The 20,196-nt window shown below is 46.1% G+C and carries 25 protein-coding genes, 1 tRNA gene and 1 riboswitch; of the genes, 5 read left to right on the forward strand and 21 right to left on the reverse strand.

The window, feature by feature from the left end; translation table 11 throughout:
* Positions 1 to 145 precede the first annotated feature (145 nt).
* Positions 146 to 862, forward strand: coding sequence for a Crp/Fnr family transcriptional regulator (locus DVH26_RS25290; RefSeq protein ID WP_239626736.1), 717 nt, complete (start codon positions 146 to 148; stop codon positions 860 to 862).
* Here the strand turns inward: DVH26_RS25290 and DVH26_RS25295 are convergent.
* From DVH26_RS25295 to DVH26_RS25305, 3 genes are read right to left on the reverse strand one after another with little or no spacing between them, the layout of a single operon-like run.
* A complete protein-coding gene (locus DVH26_RS25295) occupies positions 859 to 1,152 on the reverse strand; it encodes a DUF1811 family protein (RefSeq protein ID WP_239626738.1) in 294 nt (97 codons plus the stop codon). The two genes, DVH26_RS25290 and DVH26_RS25295, sit on opposite strands and share 4 nt — an antisense overlap.
* A 7-nt stretch (positions 1,153 to 1,159) precedes the next feature.
* Positions 1,160 to 2,167 (reverse strand): phosphotransferase, encoded by a 1,008-nt coding sequence (locus tag DVH26_RS25300; RefSeq protein WP_239626740.1) that lies wholly within the window; start codon positions 2,165 to 2,167, stop codon positions 1,160 to 1,162.
* A 36-nt stretch (positions 2,168 to 2,203) separates the two neighbouring features.
* Positions 2,204 to 3,151, reverse strand: a complete 948-nt coding sequence (locus DVH26_RS25305) for a hypothetical protein (protein WP_239626742.1) — start codon at positions 3,149 to 3,151, stop codon at positions 2,204 to 2,206.
* Between the two features lie 194 nt (positions 3,152 to 3,345).
* On the opposite strand from DVH26_RS25305, the gene DVH26_RS25310 reads away from it, so the two are divergent.
* Positions 3,346 to 3,417 (forward strand) — tRNA-Val (locus tag DVH26_RS25310).
* A gap of 261 nt (positions 3,418 to 3,678) precedes the next feature.
* Here the strand turns inward: DVH26_RS25310 and DVH26_RS25315 are convergent.
* From DVH26_RS25315 to DVH26_RS25330, 4 genes are read right to left on the reverse strand one after another with little or no spacing between them, the layout of a single operon-like run.
* A complete protein-coding gene (locus tag DVH26_RS25315) occupies positions 3,679 to 4,413 on the reverse strand; it encodes a site-specific integrase (protein WP_239626744.1) in 735 nt (244 codons plus the stop codon).
* 41 nt (positions 4,414 to 4,454) lie between these two features.
* Positions 4,455 to 4,610 (reverse strand): Arm DNA-binding domain-containing protein, encoded by a 156-nt coding sequence (locus DVH26_RS25320; RefSeq protein WP_239626746.1) that lies wholly within the window; start codon positions 4,608 to 4,610, stop codon positions 4,455 to 4,457.
* Positions 4,586 to 4,780 (reverse strand): DNA-binding protein, encoded by a 195-nt coding sequence (locus tag DVH26_RS25325; RefSeq protein ID WP_239626748.1) that lies wholly within the window; start codon positions 4,778 to 4,780, stop codon positions 4,586 to 4,588. The genes DVH26_RS25320 and DVH26_RS25325 overlap by 25 nt, the downstream gene beginning before the upstream one ends.
* 60 nt (positions 4,781 to 4,840) lie before the next feature.
* Positions 4,841 to 5,071, reverse strand: a complete 231-nt coding sequence (locus DVH26_RS25330; RefSeq protein WP_239626750.1) for a hypothetical protein — start codon at positions 5,069 to 5,071, stop codon at positions 4,841 to 4,843.
* A gap of 350 nt (positions 5,072 to 5,421) precedes the next feature.
* Between DVH26_RS25330 and DVH26_RS25335 the strand changes: the two genes are divergently transcribed.
* Complete coding sequence (locus DVH26_RS25335; protein ID WP_239626752.1) at positions 5,422 to 5,901, forward strand: CBO0543 family protein; 480 nt, start codon at positions 5,422 to 5,424, stop codon at positions 5,899 to 5,901.
* 2,191 nt (positions 5,902 to 8,092) lie between these two features.
* Here DVH26_RS25335 and DVH26_RS25345 read toward each other — a convergent pair.
* On the reverse strand, positions 8,093 to 8,437 hold the full coding sequence (locus tag DVH26_RS25345; RefSeq protein WP_239626754.1) for a hypothetical protein: 345 nt from the start codon (positions 8,435 to 8,437) through the stop codon (positions 8,093 to 8,095).
* Between the two features lie 1,021 nt (positions 8,438 to 9,458).
* Here DVH26_RS25345 and DVH26_RS25350 point away from each other — a divergent pair.
* Positions 9,459 to 10,184: a DUF421 domain-containing protein gene (locus DVH26_RS25350; RefSeq protein WP_239626756.1), complete on the forward strand. Its 726-nt coding sequence runs from the start codon at positions 9,459 to 9,461 to the stop codon at positions 10,182 to 10,184.
* 258 nt (positions 10,185 to 10,442) lie between these two features.
* On the opposite strand, the gene DVH26_RS37390 is transcribed toward DVH26_RS25350, so the two are convergent.
* The 4 genes from DVH26_RS37390 to DVH26_RS25365 form a co-directional block, all read right to left on the reverse strand.
* Complete coding sequence (locus DVH26_RS37390) at positions 10,443 to 10,508, reverse strand: putative holin-like toxin (protein ID WP_481857618.1); 66 nt, start codon at positions 10,506 to 10,508, stop codon at positions 10,443 to 10,445.
* Between the two features lie 165 nt (positions 10,509 to 10,673).
* Positions 10,674 to 11,045, reverse strand: coding sequence for a NucA/NucB deoxyribonuclease domain-containing protein (locus DVH26_RS25355; protein WP_239635482.1), 372 nt, complete (start codon positions 11,043 to 11,045; stop codon positions 10,674 to 10,676).
* Between the two features lie 168 nt (positions 11,046 to 11,213).
* A complete protein-coding gene (locus tag DVH26_RS25360) occupies positions 11,214 to 12,074 on the reverse strand; it encodes a class I SAM-dependent methyltransferase (RefSeq protein WP_239626758.1) in 861 nt (286 codons plus the stop codon).
* The gene (locus DVH26_RS25365; protein WP_239635483.1) at positions 12,058 to 12,894 is read right to left on the reverse strand and encodes an XrtA system polysaccharide deacetylase; all 837 of its coding nucleotides are present in this window, start codon (positions 12,892 to 12,894) and stop codon (positions 12,058 to 12,060) included. Before DVH26_RS25365 ends, DVH26_RS25360 begins: the two co-directional genes overlap by 17 nt.
* A 249-nt stretch (positions 12,895 to 13,143) precedes the next feature.
* Positions 13,144 to 13,227: riboswitch (cyclic di-GMP riboswitch) on the forward strand.
* 58 nt (positions 13,228 to 13,285) lie between these two features.
* On the opposite strand from DVH26_RS25365, the gene DVH26_RS25370 reads away from it, so the two are divergent.
* Entirely contained in the window at positions 13,286 to 13,432 is a 147-nt protein-coding gene (locus tag DVH26_RS25370) for a hypothetical protein (RefSeq protein WP_239626761.1), read from the forward strand.
* A 127-nt stretch (positions 13,433 to 13,559) separates the two neighbouring features.
* On the opposite strand, the gene DVH26_RS25375 is transcribed toward DVH26_RS25370, so the two are convergent.
* The 9 genes from DVH26_RS25375 to DVH26_RS25415 all read right to left on the reverse strand — a co-directional run bounded on the left by DVH26_RS25375 (position 13,560) and on the right by DVH26_RS25415 (position 20,137).
* Entirely contained in the window at positions 13,560 to 13,718 is a 159-nt protein-coding gene (locus tag DVH26_RS25375; protein WP_239626763.1) for a hypothetical protein, read from the reverse strand.
* A gap of 189 nt (positions 13,719 to 13,907) precedes the next feature.
* Positions 13,908 to 14,132 carry a helix-turn-helix domain-containing protein gene (locus DVH26_RS25380; protein WP_239626766.1) on the reverse strand — a complete coding sequence of 75 codons (225 nt, stop codon included), beginning with the start codon at positions 14,130 to 14,132 and terminating at the stop codon, positions 13,908 to 13,910.
* 89 nt (positions 14,133 to 14,221) lie between these two features.
* Positions 14,222 to 14,518 (reverse strand): hypothetical protein, encoded by a 297-nt coding sequence (locus DVH26_RS25385; protein ID WP_239626768.1) that lies wholly within the window; start codon positions 14,516 to 14,518, stop codon positions 14,222 to 14,224.
* A 169-nt stretch (positions 14,519 to 14,687) separates the two neighbouring features.
* Positions 14,688 to 15,992, reverse strand: coding sequence for a 6-phospho-beta-glucosidase (locus tag DVH26_RS25390; RefSeq protein ID WP_239626770.1), 1,305 nt, complete (start codon positions 15,990 to 15,992; stop codon positions 14,688 to 14,690).
* Positions 15,985 to 16,971, reverse strand: a complete 987-nt coding sequence (locus DVH26_RS25395; RefSeq protein ID WP_239626773.1) for an N-acetylglucosamine kinase — start codon at positions 16,969 to 16,971, stop codon at positions 15,985 to 15,987. Before DVH26_RS25395 ends, DVH26_RS25390 begins: the two co-directional genes overlap by 8 nt.
* Positions 16,972 to 16,989: 18 nt before the next feature.
* Complete coding sequence (locus DVH26_RS25400; RefSeq protein ID WP_239626776.1) at positions 16,990 to 18,003, reverse strand: LacI family DNA-binding transcriptional regulator; 1,014 nt, start codon at positions 18,001 to 18,003, stop codon at positions 16,990 to 16,992.
* Between the two features lie 301 nt (positions 18,004 to 18,304).
* Entirely contained in the window at positions 18,305 to 18,508 is a 204-nt protein-coding gene (locus DVH26_RS25405) for a hypothetical protein (protein ID WP_239626778.1), read from the reverse strand.
* A 100-nt stretch (positions 18,509 to 18,608) separates the two neighbouring features.
* Positions 18,609 to 18,821 (reverse strand): hypothetical protein, encoded by a 213-nt coding sequence (locus tag DVH26_RS25410; protein WP_239626780.1) that lies wholly within the window; start codon positions 18,819 to 18,821, stop codon positions 18,609 to 18,611.
* 149 nt (positions 18,822 to 18,970) lie between these two features.
* Positions 18,971 to 20,137 carry an acyltransferase gene (locus tag DVH26_RS25415; protein ID WP_239626783.1) on the reverse strand — a complete coding sequence of 389 codons (1,167 nt, stop codon included), beginning with the start codon at positions 20,135 to 20,137 and terminating at the stop codon, positions 18,971 to 18,973.
* Positions 20,138 to 20,196 lie beyond the last annotated feature (59 nt).

Here is a 20,196-nt window from a genome sequence, read left to right on the forward strand (position 1 = left end):
TGGTTTGTTGTCCGGATTCATGTTAGAAATGTCACAGAATCGGGCTTATTTTACTGGAAAGCGTGATTTTTATCACATCGGACCTTTTACAGATCCAGTATCGTATTAGTTAGAAACAACGGGCAAGAATTAAGGAGGAATAACTATGCTGCACTGCGGACAAAACGTGGAAGGTGTTCATAATACAGATTGCTTCTCGGAAGAGAATTTATTGAAGCTAAAGGAAATTATGTACGATCATAAGGTTACGGCGGGATCTTATTTGTTCTGGGAAGGCGACGCTGCGGATAAGCTGTACTTTATAAAGCAAGGAAGAGTCAAAATAACGAAATCGAGTGATGAAGGAAAAAGCTTCATTCTTTACATCTACGGAGAAGGCGATTTATTCGGTCAGCTGGACCCGTTCCACAATTCCCTTCACAATTTTAACGCGGAAGTCATCGAGGATAGCGTAATCGGGGTCATTCAGCAAAAAGATCTCGAAACCGTTCTATGGCAGCACGGGGATCTGGCTATTGAGTTCATGAAGTGGATGGGAATGATGCATCGGATGACGCAAACGAAGTTTCGCGATTTGATGATGTTCGGTAAACCGGGTGCGCTGTGCTCTACCCTGATCCGTCTAAGCAACTCCTACGGGGCTCAAGAGGGTAACCGGATCCACATTACAAAAAAGCTGACAAACAGCGAGCTGGCCGACATGATCGGCGCAACCCGCGAAAGTGTCAACCGGATGCTAAGCGAATTTAAAAAGCTGAATGTTATATCCATGGATAATAACAATCTCGTCATCGAAAATATCGATTATTTGAAAAACATTTGCCAATGTGAGAACTGCCCCAAAGATATGTGTCGGATTTAGACCCTGGTCAGCATCGAAAGCGGAAAGCTGGCCTCCGGGTCTTTTCCCATTATTCCCCATCCCATGATCCCATTGATGTACTTCATTTCGAAAGGCTCGTCGAAGCCCTCAACTTTGTAGGTTCCAATAGGAAAATCAGCCGCATCCAAAGTATATGCTTTGGCCGTATACAGCTTGCGCTGAAGCAGCTCCATTTGACTCGGGAACTCAACTTGTTTCATTGCCGCTTCAATCTCAGCCATCTCTGTCTCCAGTTCTTCTGCCGACATTTGGCTGTATAGCTTCTTCATTTGGTATTCACCTCCACTGACCAAGCCATGCCGCCACCAGTTGTTCTTCGTGACTCTCCAGCCAGTTGTGAACTTCAGCATAGCTTTTCAAATAAGGATCTATCGTATGATCACGGTCAACGCCATCCCACTGCCGTCCCAGAAAATGAATACACAGCACTAGGCTGCGTAACAAAATCAGTTTGGGCAAAGCGGCAATTTCATCCTCTTGCAAGCGAGTCGTCCGGCTGTATCCCTCGGTAAAAGCTTCGACAAGGCTCCAGCAGCTCTCGGGCTCATGGCGAATAAGCTCACACAAAAATACAGCCGCATCCATAGCACGCAGATCCGGAGTCACAAACTCGAAATCCAGGATTCCGGACACTTCATCCCCTGACACAAGCACGTTGCCGGCTACGATGTCGGAATGGGTAAGCTGCATAGGGAGCCTGCACAAGGAAGGGATATCGTTCAATAAAACGTCTATAGCGTCCCGGACGAGACGTATTTCCTTATACATCGGCCCTTCTGCCTGCTCCAGAAGCCATGAATCCAGCTTCTCTCTCGTCACCTTCGGGTGTACCTCGTACAGTTCGTAGTACGGCTCGTAGGCCGAGTCTACATCCGTTTGTACTTCGGCCAGCGCTTCGGTAAGCTCACCCATCGCCTTCCCGATAGCTTTCACCTGCTCCACATTCGCAAGATCGGCTCGCTCGCCATCAATATACTCAAACATAACTGCAATTTTACCTGTAGAAGACTCCACATAAGGCACGCCTTTAAGCGTAGCAACCGGCTTCGGAATCTGAAAAGATAATTTCACCAGCTGCAGCTGTTGGAGGACGGCAACTTCGTAAATAATTTTGCTCATATCCCTGTGGTTGTCATAGAGCCGCAGCACATAAGTACCGGTTGGATGGTACACAAACCTTGTTGTGTTATTGACCCCGCTCTCTTGGGCTTCTATGCGCCATTCGTCATCGTCGAAGTAATTCCCTGCAATTTCTTGAATAAGCAAATCCAGTCCTGCTGTCATTGAAAACGTCTCCTTAGTTCATCTGGGAGCAAGTCGTTAGCCCCGCAGCCTGCCGGAAAAACCGGCGGATATATACTCTTTCTCCTGCCCTGCTATCCCTACCCAGCTTTTGAACAAACAATCCTCAGGACTAAGCTGGTCGTGCAGCTCCTTAAGCCCTGCTACCGCTGCCTCCATACCATGCTCACCGAACGCACGAAACAAGAATCGAACCCGCTCCTCTTCGGTTTGCAGCTGATACAGCTTCTCAACCAGATGCCGATTTTGCTCCTGGACTTGAATCATCTCGGTCCACATGACGATACGGCCTCCAGGCTTCAATAGGGAGGAAAGCATTCTATTATAATCTCCAATGAGACTGTTGCGAAGCGTGCGTAAAGCATCGATAATTTGCGGAATCTCTTGTTCATTATATTGTGAAGCGTAGCCCGCAAATTGCGATAAGGCATGAACATAGAACAATTGCGTATGTACAGAAGACGATACAACCAGGGAGCACTGATGCTGCCACTGTGGAAGTGCGGAACGCCGCTTCACTTGGAACGAGCAGTCTTTAATATAAGATGCGACTTCCGCCGCCGGTGCTTGATTCAACAGCATTTCTTCCCATGTTTCGTAAAATTGGATCTGATTAAGGCAAGTATAATCGATATTGGTTAAGGAACGAATTTTCCCTGCAGCCATGCCTCCGCCTGCACTTAGCACTTCCTCTATGACATTGTCTTCGGAATCAACGACAGTTACCTCAACAAAGCGATTCGCCATGGCTGGCAAATCTACATCGCCATGATTGCCTGCACCCAAGATGATGGCTTTATCTTTCACAGAAAGCCTTTCGATAGAGTGTTCGAGCAGCTGGCGGATATGGTAGCGGGGCGTCGCCCATTCTGAAGAGCCCCAATCGATCGCATCCTCCTCGACATAAGGCTCTTGCTGTAATTGCATTTGAATAGGTTGAAATGGTCGTTGAAACTCCCTCATCATGGACCCTCTTTCAATCGTGGTATGCTTGTATTATAGCATACGGCCGTACGATACGTGCTGTAAACTTTGCTATGCATGTTAGTTAACGACTAGCTGCGCAGCCCGTGTAAATTATTTTTGAAGATATTGTTGACATCTGTCCCAAACCTTGATATATTATTACTTGTCGCTAGCGACGGAACAATAATTAATATGACTTGTTAGCTCAGCGGGAGAGCACTATCTTGACAGGGTAGGGGTCGCTGGTTCGAACCCAGCACAGGTCATACATGAAGAAGTCCTTGATGAATCAAGGGCTTTTTTCTTTGTTTTCGGAGTTTAGATTTGGTAGTTTCCCCTCGTCAGACAGGATTTGGTGCCCATTTGGTGCCCGATGATTTTAGTAGATTAGTTTGCGCTACGAGTTGGTGCCTTCCTAACTGGTTCAGCTTCAAAAAAGGCTCTTCCGAATTGATCCGTGGCATCACGCTGCATATCCGGTAATAAATGCGAATATCTTTCAAGCGTGATTCTCATGTCCGCATGGCCTAGACGCTTAGAAACAATCTTCTGATGAATGTTCTCATTAGGTTTCGCGGGATTACCGGCGTTCCAAGAGACGTTGAAACGACAAGATCGTCATTGTTCCCAGACCGTCCCAAGATCAAAAATTCTCCACGCTGCCGGGACTTGTGCTTTTTTAGTGCGGTCGCCACTTCCCCAGGAATTGCAACTTTCCTTCCAGCATTTCTTGTTTTAAGCTCCGTAGTCAGTTCTTTTCCTTCATGACTCAAGGCCTGTACAATATGCAGGGTCTTATTCCCAAGGTCAACATCTGCCCAGCGTAAACCCAATATTTCTGATTGGCGCATGCCCGTTGTTAAGGCTAGAAGAAAATCGATGTACAAACGATCTTCACGTGCTGCCCATAAAAAAGTTTGGCTTTGCTCTTTATCCCATACTTGTATTTGATTTTTAGTCATTCGTGGTCTGTCTACCAGAGCAGCAACATTTTTATTGACCAGTTGCCAACGCTCAGCACGTTTAAGTGAATCATTAATCAACGTATGGATTTTTTGAACATTCTCGGACGCAAGCTTATTCTGCTCGATCAGACCGTTGTAGAACTTTTGAATGTGTGCCGGCGAAAGCTTCCCAATCTCATGATCACCCAATAAGGGAATGATATGATATTCGATAAGCCAAGCATATGTCTTAAGTGTTGAACTCTTCACTGTTGTCTTTTTGGTTTCCAAATATTGTTTTAGATATTCACGATACAATAACTTCGAAGGCTTGAGCAGATCTCCTTTTGCTTGTGCATTTATCGCTTCCGCATAGCTGCTTTAGCTTCTTTTTGTGTGCGAAATCCACGTTTTTTTATCCTCGAACGTTTGCCATTCTCTCTTACCTCGATTACATAGTACCGGGGATTCGTTTTGGGAAAAAGAGGGGCTATGAAACTGCCCCATTTAACCAATTTACAAACCCTTCCTTTGGAATCTTAATCCTCCGCGGACCTACCCTAACAACGTGAAACTTACCGAAATTGACTAGTTCGTATGCCTGATTTATCCCGATGTTCATTACATCTTTAATGTCCTTGACATCCAGTATTTCCGGCAGCTCATCAATTTTTTTCTGATTCATACATATCATCCTCCAGGTTCATTAATACTGATGACTCCCCCAAACCTCTTTATAACAGCGTTAGTCCAACCGGATAGCATAATCGAATTTTTGATCATCTCTCCAAGGACGAATGCCCCTGTACAAGCAACCATGAACTTGTTCATACACCTTTTCAGCTGGTTTCGCTCTCTCAGCTGCATCCGGTCCGTTAAAATGAGCCCAAGGCTTCGAGCTAATTCGTACCACCTGACCTCCTGCCTTCTTCACAGCCTCCGCTATCAAAGGATGTGCATTTACCCATGTCGGCATGACTTGCCCTCCCATATATTTGATTATTCACGGTGTTCATGACTATTCTGTTTTGGTCTTAAACCCAGAACAGTTTCGCTGCGTACTCTATAGGGCAACCCATACACATCTCCTCTGGCTCCCCCTCCCATAGTGGGGGTATTTTTTAAAAGAGTTCTATATGAGTACTTTGCCTAACACAGATCAAATAACTTCCCATATATTACTGTACGGACGTTTCATCGCTTACTCTCCTTTACTAAACTGTAAGGGAGAGCTTTTTTTTAAAACAATTATTATCTCAAGATTAAAGCACAGTTCTTCTGACAATAATTCAAGTATTAAAATATTAATATGTGGGGCGGACAATTATGGAAAAAGTCATTCTTTATGCAGTTTGGTTCATTACTGCTATTCTTCTCGTAATATTCGTTAATCGGAAGACCTTGATTAAAGCACAAGTTAGTTTTTTATTCATGCAAGTCCCTTCTTGGTTGTTTGGTGCCTTAGTCGTTCAAGGTAGACTTATCGAATACCCTGTAGGGTTTCTTAGTATTGCTTACAAAGCAAGCTTTACTTTTGAGTTTTTCGTCTTTCCTTCTGTAAGTGCGATTTTTAATGTTCATTTCCCTAAAGAGAAACCATGGTTTATTAAAACCATATACATCTTTAGTTTTCCAATGATAATCACAATAATTGAATTCTATCTGGAGAAGTACACAGAGTTGATTAAGTACTTAAATTGGACATGGTATTGGAGTTTCATCACTATAACAATCACTCTATTAATTTCGTATTGGTACTATTTGTGGTTTTTTAAAAAAATTAAGAAAGTGTACGCTCCTCATTAACTCTACATTGCCAATTGATGCTCATCCTGATACGCAAGTCTACACACAACCAAGTTCCTCCATATTCATTTTGTATCCTGAGCAGTTTGGTTTTTAAAGATGATGGTTACAATGGTCGAGGAGGAGGAGGATATCCACCAAAGGAAGAGAGAACGTGTATGATTCTTTTTACTAATTTAGCCTTCTTAGGTGCGGCGATATTTACAGCTGGCTCTTTCACAGTTGGGAGCAGATACCCCGGCAGTTGGGGGAGATCATTAAAGCTGCAGGGCCTCACTACTTCCTATATGGCAGTAGCAAGGCGACCTATCGGCAACTCCAAGAAGAAATATCTCCTTTCACCGTGGAGGATGGCATTTCAACAAAACGTTATCATGCAATATGTGCACTGCGGGCTGGAGGAGACCGAGTAACCCCGTTTATTGCCCGGATGAACAAGCCTTGAGTAAACAAAAACCTCATCCCTAAATAAATGGATGAGGTTTTAAATGGTTATTGTGATAACTATCTTGCAACGTATACGATCAACCAGCAAGTGAATGTAGCCTGTCAAGCGGTTAACAGCTTGTCCGGACTGGCAAGCTCGACTTGTGTTCCAGTTGTGGCTCAGCCTATCAGCTTGGCCGTCAGAATGTTCTGGTTAGCTTTTTTGTATAGTAACCCCCCCAGTTCGACTGGGCGTTTCTACAATAAGGCACCTCAAGCTCTGAAGAGCTCAAGGTGCCAATAACAACTGGTTCTATTAGGTTGACGGAGACGGGAAACGTGCCCCTTCAAAATGGGTGTTCGAACTACCTGAGAAGATTGATCCGCCATTTAAAATAAAAATTGTAACAGTTACATCATCTGCAGGAGTCAATTGTACGACTGTACTAAGCGCTATAGAAAATAGACCGTTTGCTGGAATCAGTTCGGACTTGGTCGAAGTCTGAATTGCAGAGCTGCTGACTACTATAGTTAGGTTAACATTGTCCCCCGCGGTTCCCGTTCCAGCTACAGTAGTAGAGATATTGTATACACCATTAACATTAGGGCTAAAAGTAGATGTTACATTATCATATTCTCCCGGGGTCGCTAAATCGAATATTTCCGAAGTAAAATTTACTGTAACAGTAGCGCCTACACCAACAGTTTGACCACTGCCACTGAATGCCCTGAACCCAGACTCCGGTTCAGCTGGCCCTTGAGGCCCTGGGGCACCTGTCAGTCCTGTCAGTCCTGTGAGTCCAGTTGGTCCAGTCGGTCCAGTCGGTCCCGTAGCACCAGTAGCGCCGGTCAACCCCGTAGCTCCAGTAAGCCCCGTAGCTCCAGTAAGTCCCGTAGCTCCAGTAAGTCCCGTAGCTCCAGTAAGTCCCGTAGCTCCAGTAAGTCCCGTAGCGCCAGTAAGCCCCGTAGCGCCAGGCGGTCCAGGGGGTCCGGTTGGCCCCGGAGGTCCAGGAGGCCCTATCATATCTGCCAATTAAATCACCCCTTTATATTAACTAATTTAAGATATGTTCAAGAATTCTTATTGTCGCGGTACTTGTCTAATTAGTAGCACATTGTTTGAAACCATCGATTTGTCGTATTAATAAAGACGAACACACGAAATGCTGAATGCGTTAAACCTCCTTAAGATCAATTAAAGAGAGGGATTTTGCGGCGAAAGATGGGAATGTTGTGGTTCTATAAAAATTTCTTTTCCAAAAAGCGTTAAGCTGCGAGAGTCCGATCCCCCATTCATTCGGGAGGGCAAGACGACAGAGGGTGTTTTTTATGCTTTATCCGTCTTCGTACCTTCAAGTTCAGTGCTATTCAAGCAATCTAGTAAGACAAGTACCGTGACCCTTTGAATCCTTGGACATATTCTAAACTAGTTCATATAAGGGGTGATGACTTTGGTTGATATGATAGGACCTCCTGGACCTCCTGGCGTTACTGGACTCACTGGAGCTACCGGTCTAACAGGAGCAACTGGGCTGACTGGAGCTACCGGCGCTACCGGGTTAACAGGAGCCACTGGACTGACCGGTGCTACCGGACCGACCGGACCTGCTAGATCATTGATGTTCTCAGGTGTGAGATAAGACCGTATGATGCACGATCTTTCCCGGTGCTGGACATCGCTCACAGAGTCCATGCTTCATCACAAAATAAGCGTCACGGCATTGCTGCCACGCCTTCGAGTTATAGAATCGCCTTGCCCACACTTTCATGACTCGATCTCCTCGGTGCTCTTGTCTTCCGTCTCATCCTGCAGCTCCCGGTATTTCTGCTTCACCCAATCCGGAATGTGCTTGTCGATCTGTTCCTGAAACAGCAGGTACAAGCTCAGCGGCAGATAACGGTCACTAAAGAAATATAGCGGATTCATGTAATACTGGATCGTCTCGCTATTCTCGATCTGGATACGGACCTTAGCAATCAGCCCGAGCTTAAGCATCCGGTTCAACCAGGTCTTTGCTCGTTTGTCACAGAGTCCGAGAATCTCGCTCATCTGCTCAATGTTCATCGGCTTAACGGATTTGTTGCTTCGTTGCCCCGGCAGGTTGGTCATGCACTAGGCTACATTTAGGGAGAAGCGGAGTAAACGAATATATGACAAAGACACCCTCGTTATGAGAGTGTCTTTTTACGCTGCAGGAGGGGCGAATACCGTCGCACGCGGCCAATTTAGAAAATAAAAGAAGCCTCTTCTTTTAAGAGTGCTTCTTGAGAGTATGGCATATTATTGGCTCGCATTTCCTTCGCTATACACGCTGCATCTAAATAATCGTCATAACGACCAATCGTAGTCCGATTCATACTTACTCGCCAATTGTTATTCCGCTTATCCCACCCTACACCAATAACGTTGCTGTATATATTGTCACTCCTACATCTTACCACGGCTGCTGGGGAATGTGGGGCGAAACAATTCTCGTTTTGGGTTATGTTTGGGTCGAAATGGGATAGTATTGGGGTTTACTTTTTAAAGGTCGTTATATTGCAGCTCTCATATATATGGAAATCCTTATCGTCAGAAAACTTCAGATTCGGCGCTTGTTTTCATTCTTAAACAATCTTGATTTTGGTGCCCGTGTTGGTGCCCAAATTAAAAAGAAAGGCGAATTTTAGAAGGTAAATGGAGTGAAAGCTAGTATATAGAGTTCCAGTAAATAAGCGGCTTTAAGTGACTTGTGGTTAATGTTAGTGATACGGTCCTGAATCTTGACAGGTAGGGGTCGCTGGTTCGAACCCAGCACAGGTCATACATGAAGAAGTCCTTGATGAATCAAGGGCTTTTTTCTTGTTTTCGGAGTTTAGATTTGGTAGTTTCCCCTCGTCACAATGATTTGGTGCCCGATGGTATGCGCGATTATTTCGCTCTTCGAGTCAGTGCCTTTCCTGGTTCTGCCTCAAAAAATGCTCTTCTTCCGAATTGATCTGTTTTTCCCCCAAATCGCTCAGTAGAGTCTCTTCATAGATCCTAGATGCAGCACATTGCCTATTTCCAGAATATTTCCAATACTATTTATCTCGAAACCCTTCCTTCCGTTTCCCTTACATTAATAAAAAAAATATTCTGGTGGCATAATATGACACAAAATGGAGGTGACGCCATGACGTGTCTTGAAATTATACTTCGCGCGGTTATATCCTTTATTGGATTATTAATCTGGGCGCGGATCCTAGGGAAGAAGCTAATTTCTCATATGACCTTTTTTGATTTTGTTGCCGGCGTGACTTATGGATCCATTGGCGGCAATCTCATTTTCAATAAAAGCATTTCTCTGCTCGTCGGAGCAGTAGGTTTAACGATATTTTCTGTGCTGGTGCTTCTTTCCGATTACATTTCTCTCAAGAGCTTTCTGGGAAGAAAAATATTAGACAGTGAACCGCAGCTTATTATTGCCAGCGGCCAGATTTTATTAGATAACATGAAAAAAGCGCGTTTAACCATCAATGATCTTCAGATGCTTTTAAGGAAAAAGGATGTTTTTTATATTGATGAAATAGAGTTCGCATTTCTGGAAACGGATGGAAGCTTATCTGTCTTGAAAAAGACTAAATACAGATCTGTCCTACGTGAAGATGTCAACATCCAAAGCATGTCTCGCGGCATTCCTCATGCTTGTATTATCGACAGCAATATCATCGAGGAAAATTTGAATAAAATCCGCAAGAACCGGCAATGGCTCGAAAATCTATTGAAACAAAAAAACATACAACTAGAGAACGTTTTATTAGCCCAAATCGATCAACGGGATCATGTGTCTTTTTTATTCAAGAAAGAGCACAAAGCAGCACCATCTCATAAATAATTACCCTGGTAATGAAGTTGAATAATTTAAGGGGCTCTATGAAACTGGTTTTCATCATAGATTCCTATATTGTCAATACGTAATACCTCATGTATCATTAAGAGAAAGGTATCAACATCTTTTCACATGCGTATAATGAAAAAAAAGAACGCCGATGCTGGTAACATCTGCGTTCTTATCACAGCAGCCGCTTATGCGGCGGTTGGCTCCAAGAATAGGTTAGAGACCGGAAATAGACCGTAGCCTGCCCAGGGCGGTCTATTTCTTTTTATGGAAAGAAAGTATTAACACAATCAAAGTCGCGAATGAAATCATTAGCGTCATTGCCTGAAATACTTCCAACGGATCCTCACCTCCCTTCCGAGAGGTCAGCCTGCCGTCCGTAAAGCCACATACTGTGATTGGATTATTATACCATAGAGAAGTTGCCGGTTGAATAACTCGCTACCCTAATTAGCCAATTATTTGACATAAATCGTCCTCCGGTTCTTACTTAACGACAATTTTCACCTTGGTCCCATTCGGATACTTCTCCAGCTGGTTGCTTATCCACGAGCCGGCGCCACGGTTATCGGAAGGAGATATGTAGGCAATATCCGCCCCGGCTCCGCCTTCAGCACACATCGCCATCGGAAACTCGTCACGATCCAGATTCGGCTTCGACGGCGTCCCTTTCAGCGACTCCTTCCGGTTGTCTTCGGCGCCTTTGCGGTCTATGGTACAAATCGCAGATTTCCCTCGCTGCAGCGCATTCCGGATATGCTGTGCCGTTTCCGGATAACGATCGGTTGGAAACGTCAACGTGACTGCAGCCGCTGAATCTTCATCTGGGGGTAATAGCCCATCCTGGTTCAAATACATCGTTACAGATAAAATGATAAAAATAACAATCGATAACAAGCTGGAAATCTTTTTCATTATGTAGGTGTACTCCTGATGAATAGTAATTTCAAATTAATAAGTATAGTAAAACATGATACGCTATTTTCAAGCCGGTTACTAGACTCCGAAGCCCTAGTCAAATGCAGCCTAGCCTTCTCCCCGTTCGGCTATAGCGGCATAATATACAGGCAGTATCCCTAATCTCATCCACTTGCCGCTAGTCACCATTCTAATATTGCGAAAGCCGGACGTCACTAGTGCACGCCTCAAAAAGCGCTGCGTAATAAAATGTGCTCCGAAACGCTGTCCCCTACGTTGCTCTTGATTATAGCGAGCGCTATGCACAACCATGGATTTCCATAAGCTGCCGGAGAGTAAGCCTCTTCGAGAAATGACGTAATCATACAAATAACCTGAACCGTGGACTAAGAGAAATACAGCGCCATTCGGACGAAGCACGCGAGCGGCCTCCTTCAACGCTCTCTTTTCGTTCAAATAATGCAATGAGACTCTGCACACGACCAAGTCTACACTAGCGTCCTCCAGACCGGTTTGATGCGCATCCGCAATCTCGGTTACCACTCGGGTACCTCTGTAATCATCTATCTCAGCGATAAGAGATCTCAGAAGATGAATTTGGTCAGCATTGTAGTCAAATCCGTAGATGATTTGTGGCTGAAGCGGCAGCAGCGCATGAATCGTTGCGCCAGCTCCGCAGCATAGATCAAGTATCACTCGACGGTTGCGGGCAGCTTGCAGCAGCAGCTGGTCGAATTCATTTGGAGTGCAAAGCTGCCTATAATATTCATAGCAGGTATAACCGAACGGACGATCGAGCAGCTTCAAGCTTGCTGTAATAATGCCGTGCGAAATCAGCAGCTTCTTAACCTCCGGCTCCATTTCCAGCATGGATGCAAGTCCGCCGTCAATCCCGTTCTCCCTCATAAAAATACCGGCAACGGCTTGCAGCAGCCGCGGAGTCCGAACGATCCTAATTTTGAAATCCACGTTGAGAATTCCCTTCAAACAAGTGGGAGTAATTGTGCTGAATCGATGTGCATGAAAAATCAGCAAGCAATCGGTCGAGATTATCGGCTGATTGCTTTAATCCGTAATATTTGCGGAACCTGCTCGGCAATGTGGCACTATACATTTGCGGCTGATCTTCGTCCAAGTCATAGGGATGGATATAGAATACAAAGGAATCTCGTTGTTCTAGTATTTTCTGGACGCCCCATTGATAGACAGGATATGGATAAATGCGAAAATAACCGCCTCCGCCCCACGGGATATTCAACCGGCCTACCCGATATACAGGCAGCGGTATTTCCCATAAGCCGTCTGCTATTGTAAAAGGGGAATGAACCGAAGGGGATAAATTAAATCGGGAATATACCGTATGTAACGTGTTAGGAACCATGCTCGAATCATAGATGAAGCCTTCCTCGGCCAATATATCGAACGCCCAGCTTGTAATTGAGAAGCAAGGTGCCCTATAGCCGTAAACTTGCGAGCCTTTCAGCTGCTCCAGCATCGCTTTCGATTTCCTGACGTCTTCGCGGAACTGCTTCGCGGTTTGGCGGTACACGAGACGGTGCGAGTATCCGTGAGAAGCTATCTCGTGGCCTCTGCGATGAATTTCCTTAACCAAATCGGGTCTTTTCTCAGCGATCCAGCCCAGAATAAAAAACGTGCCGTACGAGTCATGCTCGCTAAGCAAATCAAGAATTCGATGAATCGGCTCCTCGATTCTTATCGGGTACCCTTCCCACTCGGAGAGAGGTACATCCGGACTGCAGAACCAATCCTCGACATCAACCGTAAACATCACCTTCAACGCTCAGCACCCCCTAAGGTATGTACCCAAGAACAAAGGATGTCATAAAACGTTCTCAATTCTTATTTGTCAAGGCCGAAGTCCACCCTTACACAGCACATTAACATATAACAATTATACCATAAAATAACATTTATCGACATAAAAAAATCTTATCCATCCAGTGGTTGCCCTATTGGAAAGAAGAATTTCTCATTATGTGTGATACGAAACAGAAATCGATAACAGTATTTGTTATTATTGGTACTGGTAAGCAATGAGATCGAATCTGTATGTGGGCACTTGGATTCGATGGAGCTAGTAGTGCAACCGGACCACTTTCCATATCGGGAGGTGGTTTTTATTTTTTATAGCTAATCCAACTATTTCAGGAGGTACACAAATGAAGCGGACGGTACAATGCGAGCAAATTATTCTTCAGTTGAGTATCGCACCAGAACTATTTGAGCTTTGGAAGCGCAACAACCTCTCCATGCAGCCATCTGCGGACAAGAAACCCATCGATCAGCCTTCACCAAAGAAAGGTTAGTCATAAATAGGCATAACAAAACAAGGACTGCCGATGGTATCCACCCAACTTCCGCATTGAATAAATATGGCTTAAACCACGCCCTTCATCGAAGCCAACAAGCCATGATAATATAAAAGCCAAGCCGTTACCACCCCTGCGGCTTGGTCTTAGGCTTCTTACGGTTCAGCAAGAGCCGTTTCATTACATTCTGTTCCCGTTTCTTGGTCATAATCGATTTAATTTCTTCCATGAGCCGTTGCGATCTGACGGATAGTTTATCTTCTGACTTCATCATCTTGTGCATATATATGTTCTCCCCAGTTAATCCGCCTTTTGAAGAAGTGTTTTAACGGAAAGATACAGGATTGTACATAACAGTATAAGACCAATACCATTCCAAATAATCATCATAAAAACACTCCTCCTTTATCTATAATTCCATTATATCAGATTTTGGAATTTTTTGTCGAATTTTATAGTATTTTAAGACTATTTACTTTTCGGATGTATAGCCTGCAAGCACTAGAAGTTCGTTAATATCGTCATAACGCAAGGCGTTCGCAATAGAAACGATAGTGTCTTTGGATGGCTGAAACCGGCCGTTCTCAATAGAATTGATGATGGAATAGCTCACTCCCGCCTTCTCTCCAAGCTTACGCAAAGACAGATCCTTCTCCTGCCGCAATTGTTTCAGTTTTACGCTAAACGGATTGTTCATTGGCATACTTCTCCCTATGAGTTTGATCCATTTACTATAGCGTATTCCGGCCCTAAAATAAATCCCGGAGCAAAGGCGCAGCTCCCGTTCTATGCCGTCTGAAGCGTCTTAGCTTCCAATGAGGAACGAATCATTCTTATTCTTTGTTTCACATAAAAATCGTAAGCAGCTCCCTTCAAGTCGCTGAGAGGGACGTGCAGCTCCGTATAATTGTCGATAATCAGCAACGATCCGTTGTCGAAAAATTTAAAGGTTAAATCCGCCCAATAAGTATCGGCCGTGTCTAATATTTTCTCGATTTGACTCTCCGATAGATGGTCGCTGTTGTTCACCATCATCGCCCGGAAGTAGTCACGTTCAATAAATCTGACTTTTGTCGAATTCATATAGCATACACCCCTCTCCATTAATAGGAACACTTGTTCTATTTCTATTATACCAAACATTTGTTCGTAGTCAATATTTAACAGTCTATTAATCTCCGAAACTTTGTAATGTGGAGAAAAAAAGACCATCCCCTTATTCCAAGGGAACGGCCTACATGTAAGTATGAGTTCAAGATTCAAAAAAACGGGGAACGAACGCCTTGTTTTTCTCCAGCATTTCATCCAGCATTGGAGCCGCTACATTGACGGAGGGAACAAGCGGATGATGCGCCAGCGCCTGCAGAGCCAGTCCCCGGTCGCCTGTAACCGCTGCGTCGATAGCCAGCCGTTCGTACGACTTCACAGCATGTATCATGCCTTTGACAGCCTCAGGTATGACGGAAACCGGCAGTGGAATCGGTCCCTGCTTCGTTACAACGCAATTAACTTCAATGCAAGCGTCGGCAGGCAGGAAATCAAGAATACCCTGGTTGCGGACATTAACTGTCTGGATGTCCCTTGTATCGTTGTACAGCGATTTCATCAGCCGGACCGCGGCCTCGGAGTAGTATGCGCCCCCGCGCTTTTCAAGCTGTGAAGGCTTAGCGGATAGCTCGGGATCTTTATACAATTCGAACAACTCGTCCTCCAGCCGCTTGACCACCTCTGCTCTTGTTCCTTCCTGAGCAGAGGCGGACTGCTGGTTATTCAGCATTTCCTTTTGAAGATAAAAATATTTCAAGTAATAGGACGGAATCGCTCCGAGCGAACGAATAAACCCGGGATGCCATTCTAGCTGCGGCACATTGCTTGCCGTGTACGCTTCCCCGCTTCCCAGCAGCTCCTCCAATCTGGATTGGCCGTCAACGATAATACGAGTGACCCAATGAAGATGGTTAAGGCCAACGAATTCCGCATACATTTTCTCAACCGGCACATCATACAGCTTCTGCAGCCATTTGTAGACGGAAATCGGGGAGTTGCACAGGCCGATCGTCTTAATGTTCGTATATTTAAGAATCGCCTCCGTGACCATCCCTGCAGGATTGGTGAAATTGAGCATCCATGCATCGGGACACAGCTCTTCCATATCCTTACATATATCCAGCAAGGCCGGGATCGTGCGGAGTGCCTTCATCATGCCGCCGGGGCCTGTCGTCTCCTGACCGATGACCCCGTATTGGAGCGGAATCGTTTCGTCCCAGATCCGGGCTTGCAGCAAGCCGACACGGATTTGCGTCGTTACGAAGTCCGCCCCGGCAAGCGCCTCGCGCCTGTCGGTCGTCAAATGGACAGCCATCGGCAGCTTCGCCTTTTCAACCATTCTTCTAGCCAACTGGCCGACAATAGTGAGCTTCTCCTCACCCGCGGGAATATCGACCAGCCACAACTCCGTGACAGGGAATTCATTGTAGTTCATAATAAGACCTTCAATTAACTCCGGCGTGTAAGAAGACCCTCCGCCAATAACGACAACCTTCAGATGTTCACTCATCTGCAGCAACCCCTTCCAGGCTGGATAATTCGGCTAATTTCGTGCTCATTTGCTCCGTTACCTGTAATCCGTCCTTCTCCATCGCCAGCAGCACAGCGCCTACGACAGGCTCTACCGTTAGCACTGCCAAGGAACAATGTGGAGCCGCTTTTCTAGCTTCCTCCAAAATGTACGGATGCACATAACGCCCGTCTCCCCGAGTCAGCACGCTCCCCGCCAAAACAAGATCGAACGCGGTGTCTTGAAGGCCAAGCCTGTTCACCACCGCACGTGCGGCCATTCCAAGCTCGGCACCTTGCCGGCGCAGCAGCTCCAAGGATACAAGATCGCCTTGTGAAGCCATTTCGAATAAAGTCTTCACCACATCGAGCGGTGGCCGTTGATCGGAATCCAAATAAGAATGGAACATATGTTCGATCGAATGGTAATCGAGTGCCCCAGGAACCGCTTCCGTCAATAATGTCGGTTCCCCCCGGCCTTCCCAGCCGCGCACGGCTGCACGAAATGCCTCGAGCGCCAGCCAGCTGCCTCCGCCGTAATCGCCGTAATGATAGCCGAAGCCGCCGCACTGCCACATGTCGCCGTCAGGACTGATTCCCGCACAGTTGGTCCCTGTCCCGCAAATACTGACAACGCCGTACGGCTTATTCGTGCCCGCCCGCAGAGCGATAATCGTATCGCATACGATTTCTGTTCTAGGGAAGCCGAGCTGCGCAATCATCGGTCTCAAAACAAGGAAGTCGGCTTCCCGATCCGCGCCAGCCATCCCGAACCAGGCAAAAGCAATATCCTCCCGCTTCAAGCCGGCCTTTCGCAGCGCTTGCATCACGGCATGCTCGATATTTCGCTGAGCAGCGGACGCATCGATTTGATGGTTGCCGTTACCGCCTTTGCCCGCTGCTATCAATCTCCCGGTTTCATCCGTTATAACGGCGTACGTCTTGCTCCCTCCGGCGTCTACGCCCAAATAATATGCCATCCTATCAGCCTCACTTTATTATCGTTTGTTATAAGATGACGTGGACTCCCTCACAATCAATTCAGGCTTCAGCATGACGGAAGACTGCCGTTTGGCGGTACCTTGGATCATCTGCAGCAGCAATCGAACCGCATGCTCGCCAATCTGCTCCATCGGCTGCCGGATTGTAGTAAGCCGCGGGTGGATATACTGCGAGAAGGTTTGATCGTCAAATCCGACGATAGACACTTCATCAGGAACACGATAGCCTTCATCCTGAAACGCCTGCGTTACCCCAAGCGCCAGGCCGTCTTCCCCCGCGAAAACCGCAGTAGGCACCTTATCCGAACGGATCCATGCTTTGGCCGCATCAAAACCGCTGCGGATATTGAACTCCGTGTTGGTTACGGCAACCGGAGTCAACCCGGCATCCCTCATCGCACTCTCGAACCCTCTTCTACGCTCCCTGGCGCTGAGATACCGCTCCGAGCCGCCGACGTACGATATTCGGGTATGACCGAGATCAAGCAGATGCTTGGTCGCTTCATATCCTCCGGCATAATTGTCTACATTGACCGTCAAAGCGTTTAATGGATCGACCTGATTGTCCACGACGACATAAGGAATTCGTTTTCTTTTCAGCTCCAGCAAATACGGGTTTTCGTCCAACGGCGATATGACAATCACTCCATCCACCCGATCCTCCTGGAATAAAAAGCTGCTGTTCGCATCAGACTCAGCGGCCTGAACTTGAGAAAAAACGGACAAGGCAAGAACATAGCCGTTCTCCTCCAGATGGCGATTGACGGATTGTACGATATTGTCATAGAACGTATCGTTTAATCCCGGCAGCGTCAATCCAATCAAGCGTGTCGCTCCGCGGGCAAGGCTGCGAGCAGCGGGATTCGGCCGGTAATCCAGCTCCTTTATCGCTTGCAGCACCTTTTGGCGGTTGCTCTCCCGAACCGTTGGAGAATTGTTCAATACCTTGGAAACCGTAGCTAACGATAAACCGGATTTGGCTACGACGTCGAGAATACTAATTTTTTTCATCTGCAGGCACTCCCTGATTTCAAATCATTGTATTCGTAGTATACCATGTAACACCTGCAGATGAACCCGGGAAGGGATTAGCCGCATAAACGTTCTAATAAATAAAACGTTTATACTTTTCATAATAACTAACTATCGATAATAATCTTTTAATTTACAATATTAATGCCAAATCAACTATAATTCGAAATTATAAACGTTTATAATTTATAACTGTATTGTATCCAGCCGTCCGGAAAGTGTCAATAGCAGGAATAGAAAAAAGGCCCGAAGCTGCCCGCGGACCTTTTTACCCCAGTGTTTACACGTAAGCTTTGCCTTTAGTCAGGATGCACGGCACTCCTTTGCCTACGGCACCCGGCTGGGACATCTTTTCCAAGTAGCGCAAACCTCGTTCGCATTTTCGGCATCGAGCGCACACATCGGATGTAACCATCTTCATATTGTACCGGTTTTTATCCACGTTGGACGGCTGCGTTTTTTTCTTGACCTTTTTGCCACTCATAGTGCTCACCTCAACTCCTAGGTTGCTGTATACTATGTTGACAGAGGCCTGATTGTAACCGAATCAGGGGTGCCCAGTCCCCTCTTTCGAATGAATATTTTTATGCTTGGACTGTGGACAGATGGACAGGAAAAACAGCCAGCACCCGGCTCACATCAAAAACTCTAGGCGCAAGTCGTTCATAGCAGTATGCGCTCAGCTTTGGCCCGTCTACCGAGCGGATACGAATCCGGCGTTTGGTGATCCGGTGGTTCCGGTCCATATACATCAAATAAACTTCACGACCTACATAGCGAAGCAGCTCTTTCTGCATGACTATCACCTCGAAGTTATCCGTTGTCTCAAATTCATTATACACCGAACACACGTTCTTTATTCAAGTGGAAATGTTTGAGAACTAGCCTTGATTGGAGTACAAAAAAAGCCGCACCCCGAAGGAATGCGACTTCTTATACGAATGTATTACATAGCTTTGCTTGGCTGCAATGCCGGCTTGCGCTGTTTTGCGGTACCCACGAGGAATCGGCCGATGCTCCATTTATCCAGCAGCCACGCTGTCGCCACGGAAAAAGCGGAACAAAGCACGAACGCGACCACCGTTTTGACCGTCACGTTCCAGCCCGGGAGCAGCATGTCTGTGATCCATGTCCCGAAGGTAAGCATCAGCGCATGGGCCAAATACGCTCCATAGGAATGCTTGCCCAGGAAGCTGAACAGCCTCTGTGACTTTAAGCTCTCCTTCTCGCCAAGAGCAATTGCGGCAATACTCATGGCCAGCACAGACAGCATCAAAAAGACCGCCATGAATGGCTGCACCAGCAGCGTGTCGTTGTATTGAATGACCAGCTGTCCTTTCTGCTGAAAGCTCCCCAATATGTTGTACAGCAAAATGCCGGAGAACACGAGATACAAGCTGATCCAGAGCCATTTGGTCTTCAATACCTTCTGCTTCCAGGCCTGCAGATTCATTCCCGCCGCTGCGCCCATAAGGAAATAAATAAAGAAATAAAGTGCGTTCCGGTCTGCATACTCTGTAAATAACGGCGTAAGCACCGGGATATATATTTTCTCAAACAAACTGCCTATCGTTCCTACTTCTCTGGTAAGAAGAAGGTAACCGGTGCATAATAAGAGAAAAGCGCACCGGAGAGCCCACGGCTTCCACCGCTGCCATAGTTGCTGCAATCCCCCTTGGATGAGCGGGAACAACAAATAGAGCTGAATGCTCATAACGACATACCACAAATGATAAGAGGCTTTGCCCGTAAACAAATCCATCACGACTTGCTTGGACTCGATCCAGAAGCCCGAGCTCAAATCTCCGAAAACAAGTGCATAGATGACGGACCAAATAGCATATGGCAGAATGATATCTTTGCATCGTTTAAGCAAGAAGGAGCCGCACGATACTTTGCTTGTGTAATTGTAGAACAAGACGAGTCCCGTAATGAAAATAAACATCGGAACTGCAAACTTCGCCGCGATCAAGAGAATAGCAAGCAAGGCCCCGTCCTCCATCCGGGCTTCCGGTAAGTACGCGTAGTGACCGATAGCATGCTGAAGGACGACCGCCAAAAAAGCGAAGCCTCGCAAATATTGGATTTCTTCGATTCTTGCTTGTTTAGCCAAGGTCTTTCACTCCTCGTCAGTTGCTAGCGCGGTTTGTGAAAAACCAGCTTTCCTAGTAT

Source organism: Paenibacillus sp. H1-7, assembly GCF_022354825.1.
In the GTDB taxonomy this organism is placed as follows: domain Bacteria; phylum Bacillota; class Bacilli; order Paenibacillales; family NBRC-103111; genus Paenibacillus_S.

Bases quoted from the DNA above. Each gene is read 5' to 3' on its own strand.
- DVH26_RS25375 (WP_239626763.1), bottom strand. From the start codon at position 13,718: ATGCACAAGATGATGAAGTCAGAAGATAAACTATCCGTCAGATCGCAA.
- DVH26_RS25325 (WP_239626748.1), bottom strand. From the start codon at position 4,780: ATGAATCAGAAAAAAATTGATGAGCTGCCGGAAATACTGGATGTCAAG.
- DVH26_RS25295 (WP_239626738.1), bottom strand. From the start codon at position 1,152: ATGAAGAAGCTATACAGCCAAATGTCGGCAGAAGAACTGGAGACAGAG.
- DVH26_RS25395 (WP_239626773.1), bottom strand. From the start codon at position 16,971: ATGGCATATTATTTGGGCGTAGACGCCGGAGGGAGCAAGACGTACGCC.
- DVH26_RS25370 (WP_239626761.1), top strand. From the start codon at position 13,286: ATGAAGCGGACGGTACAATGCGAGCAAATTATTCTTCAGTTGAGTATC.
- DVH26_RS25410 (WP_239626780.1), bottom strand. From the start codon at position 18,821: ATGCAGAAAGAGCTGCTTCGCTATGTAGGTCGTGAAGTTTATTTGATG.
- DVH26_RS25300 (WP_239626740.1), bottom strand. From the start codon at position 2,167: ATGACAGCAGGACTGGATTTGCTTATTCAAGAAATTGCAGGGAATTAC.
- DVH26_RS25335 (WP_239626752.1), top strand. From the start codon at position 5,422: ATGGAAAAAGTCATTCTTTATGCAGTTTGGTTCATTACTGCTATTCTT.
- DVH26_RS25390 (WP_239626770.1), bottom strand. From the start codon at position 15,992: ATGAGTGAACATCTGAAGGTTGTCGTTATTGGCGGAGGGTCTTCTTAC.
- DVH26_RS25350 (WP_239626756.1), top strand. From the start codon at position 9,459: ATGACACAAAATGGAGGTGACGCCATGACGTGTCTTGAAATTATACTT.
- DVH26_RS25400 (WP_239626776.1), bottom strand. From the start codon at position 18,003: ATGAAAAAAATTAGTATTCTCGACGTCGTAGCCAAATCCGGTTTATCG.
- DVH26_RS25405 (WP_239626778.1), bottom strand. From the start codon at position 18,508: ATGAGTGGCAAAAAGGTCAAGAAAAAAACGCAGCCGTCCAACGTGGAT.
- DVH26_RS25385 (WP_239626768.1), bottom strand. From the start codon at position 14,518: ATGAATTCGACAAAAGTCAGATTTATTGAACGTGACTACTTCCGGGCG.
- DVH26_RS25345 (WP_239626754.1), bottom strand. From the start codon at position 8,437: ATGACCAACCTGCCGGGGCAACGAAGCAACAAATCCGTTAAGCCGATG.
- DVH26_RS25330 (WP_239626750.1), bottom strand. From the start codon at position 5,071: ATGCCGACATGGGTAAATGCACATCCTTTGATAGCGGAGGCTGTGAAG.
- DVH26_RS25380 (WP_239626766.1), bottom strand. From the start codon at position 14,132: ATGAACAATCCGTTTAGCGTAAAACTGAAACAATTGCGGCAGGAGAAG.
- DVH26_RS25305 (WP_239626742.1), bottom strand. From the start codon at position 3,151: ATGATGAGGGAGTTTCAACGACCATTTCAACCTATTCAAATGCAATTA.
- DVH26_RS25365 (WP_239635483.1), bottom strand. From the start codon at position 12,894: ATGTTTACGGTTGATGTCGAGGATTGGTTCTGCAGTCCGGATGTACCT.
- DVH26_RS25290 (WP_239626736.1), top strand. From the start codon at position 146: ATGCTGCACTGCGGACAAAACGTGGAAGGTGTTCATAATACAGATTGC.
- DVH26_RS25355 (WP_239635482.1), bottom strand. From the start codon at position 11,045: ATGTATTTGAACCAGGATGGGCTATTACCCCCAGATGAAGATTCAGCG.